This window comes from Prosthecobacter sp. (genome assembly GCF_044378005.1).
Lineage (GTDB): Bacteria > Verrucomicrobiota > Verrucomicrobiia > Verrucomicrobiales > Verrucomicrobiaceae > Prosthecobacter.
The window spans coordinates 1-3,021 of the sequence record NZ_JBILYB010000309.1 but is presented as its reverse complement, the minus strand read 5'-3'; the positions used below and the strand labels follow the sequence as shown (position 1 = coordinate 3,021).

2 protein-coding genes are annotated in these 3,021 nt (G+C 61.7%); both read right to left on the bottom strand.

The window, feature by feature from the left end:
- The coding region (locus AC6FTP_RS26580) for a sulfatase-like hydrolase/transferase (RefSeq protein WP_497209918.1) at window positions 1-677 on the bottom strand (677 nt) is incomplete at its 3' end.
- A gap of 353 nt (window positions 678-1,030) precedes the next feature.
- A partial coding sequence (locus AC6FTP_RS26575) for a HEAT repeat domain-containing protein (RefSeq protein ID WP_497209917.1) occupies window positions 1,031-3,021 on the bottom strand: 1,991 nt, incomplete at its 5' end.

Genomic DNA, 3,021 nt, shown 5'->3' with positions numbered 1-3,021 from the left:
GCATAGACCTGCTTTTGCTCATCGAGATGCTTCCATTTCTCCATGGACTCTGCCGTGGGCACATGCGGCGTGTGGCTCTCGTGAAGCCAGGCGTTGATGAAGAACGGCTGCGTCTTGTTCGCTTTGATAAAGGCTGCGGTGGCAGCAGCCGTCGCGTGCAGGTCGGCCGATTCCCAGCCTGCACCCCCGTTGAAGACGCGGGCTTCATCGTAACCATACGCCTCGGGTTTCGGGGCACCTTCGGTATCGCGATTGGTCAGGTGCCATTTGCCGAAGTGGGCGGTGCGATAGCCCGCTTGTTTGAGCAAACGAGGCAGCATGTGTGCTTTTGGGTCCAGCCAATCCGGCATGCCGCGCTCGTGATTCTGTTCCGGTGTTGCGAAGTGCTGATGCACCGAAAGCCGCGCAGGATAGAGCCCCGTCATCACCGCCGAGCGACTCGGCGAGCACACGGGATTCAGCACATTGAACTGCTGAAAGTCTGTGCCCTGGCTGGCCAGTTTATCGAGGTTGGGCGTCTTCAGCCAGGTGCTGCCATGGCTGGAGAGATCGCCCCAGCCCCAGTCGTCGGCATAGATAAAGAGGATGTTGGGCTTTGGGGTTGGCGCATCAACGCCGTGAAGCATGCCCAGCGGCGCGAGCAACAGAGCGGTGAGGTGGGTGAGGGCAAATTTCATGAAGACGGAAGCATTGAAACTGAACGCGTGAAAACGTGAACGCTGCCGGGGCATTTCAGCCGAAACCGTGTCCGATCCAGCAACGAACGATGAGTGCGATGCCACTGGCTTTCGGGCCTCGCTTCTTTGGCCCAGGCACAGGGCAGTCATCCTTGCGGAAAGGCGAGGCTGGCAGGCCTGCGCCGGATGTGGTTTAGTTTGGGAGCTGCAACCAGGCGAAAAAGGCACTTCGTCAGTCCGAAGCGTTCGCCAACGGGTGGGCCGCTTTTGATCTTGTGCATGGCGAGTGGATCTTTCGGCGGCGACCCAGGATTCAATCAGTGGGCCGCCCAGGGACGAGCTGATGATTGTACTTAAGGCACGGTCACAAAGGTCACATCATCGCCTTGCACTTTCATGAGCGGTGCGGCTTTGGCGGGGCGCACGCTGAGCTGATGATCACCGGCAGGGATGGTGGTGGTGCATTGGCCGTCTTTGAGATCGAGCGGTTTGCCATCGAGCCAAGCGGCTTCGATGCCGGTGAAGAGGAGTGGCTTCGTGGTGGCCTTGGATGCGGTGAAGCTGGCGGTGGCGTAGGGTTTGTCAGGACGGTCTTCGGCGCGTAGGTCGCCACTGACGAGGGTCATGGCGTAGGCAGCGGTTTCTTGAGCAGGTGGCTCGCCAGGTGCGGTGGCGTGGAACTTCCACATGCGGGCGACATTGAGATTGCTGGCATCAAACGGACCTGGGCGACCGATCTGACTAAGGAAGGCGAAGAGGTTGCGCTTGTCGCGAGCATCGAGCGCATCAATGAGGCCCGCAGGCATGAGGCTGCCGATGTTTTCCTTTTTGACGAGGTTGGCTTTGGAAAGCGGCAGCTCGGCACCGGGGCCGATCTTGATGATGAAATCGGTGGCGGTCTCGCGTGAGGGGATGCCGCTCATGACGGTGCCGTCTTTCATGGTGAAGGCGAAGCCGTGGTAGCCTTCCTTCACTTTCGCCGCTGGATTGAGCGTGCTTTCGATGAGGTAATCGAGCGGCGCGCTGGCACCGATGCTGGAGAAATCGGGGCCGTAGTTGCCGCCGACTCCGCCGATGGCATGGCAGGCGACGCAACCAATGCGACGATAGACGAGCTCGCCATCAGCGCTGTTGCCGCCTTCAGGCACGGACTTCACGAGCGCGGCGATTTCAGCAGGGTAGTTTCGCGGTGCAGCCTGCGCACCGACGAGGGGCTGCAAGGCTGCGACGAGCGCATTGCCACCACGGCCCATGCCTTTGGCGATCTGCAAGGCATCCGCATACGCGGCGGGTGGCAGGTCCTTTGGCACGGCGCTGGCGAACTGATTGGCAAAGGGCGCGTGTTGCAAAAGCTGACGCCAGAGGTTCTGCGCGCCATTGTGATCCGTGGTTTGCTTCAAGATGGATGGCAGGGCGGCGAAGGCATCGGCACGACCATGCATGGCCAGCGGGATCAGCGCCTCACGACGCACGTCGGCAGGTTGATCTTCAGCGACGAGCTTCTTGAGCGCCTTCACGGTTTCACCGCCACCGATGAGGCGCAGCGCTGCCAGGGCTTCACCGCGCAGGGCCGCGTCTTTTTCAGAGGCCGCAAACTCGGCGAGCGTGGCGATGAGTTTTCCCTGCTGCCATTCACCCGCGAGACGGATGGTAGCGAACTGCATGTCACGCGTCGTTGATTGCAAAAGCGGAGCGATGGCGCTGAGGTCACCCTGAGGACGGAGGCGGCGTTGCTTCGCAGCCTCGGCAAGGGCACGCGCAGCGCGAAGCCGTGCGGCAGGCTGGAGCTTGGCCTCATCAATGAAGGCGGTGAAAAGCGTGTCCACCTCGGCTTGGCCGCCGGATTTGCCGATGAGCTCGATCCATGGACCGCTGCCGGCGGCATCAATGCTGCGACCTGCAAAGAGGCGCTGCATGTAAGGCGCGGCGATGACAGGATCGGCGATGGCGGCGAGCGCGGTGAGTTGATTCTCGCGACCCGTGATCTTCTCTGGGTGTTCGGCGAGTTCGGCGAGCCATGGGCGAGCGAGTTCGTTCACCGTAGTCCAGGCGGCGAAGTCGAGGAAGCTGTCGCTGGCATCGGCAGGCATGTTTTTGAGCACGAGATCCGCGCTCTCAAAGGTGCTGATGCGGCCCAGCGCGCGGAAGGCCTCGAGGCGAGTGCGCGGGTTCTTCCCGGCCACCACCCAGGGGACGATGGCGCTGATATCGGTGATGCCCCGATTGCCGTAGGCTTTGCCGATCTCACGCAGCGCGACCTGCACGCTGGTGTCATCTTGACCCGACTTCAGCATGGCGAGCAGATGTGAGACATCGGCGGTGCGACCACTGAGCAGCCATGCGG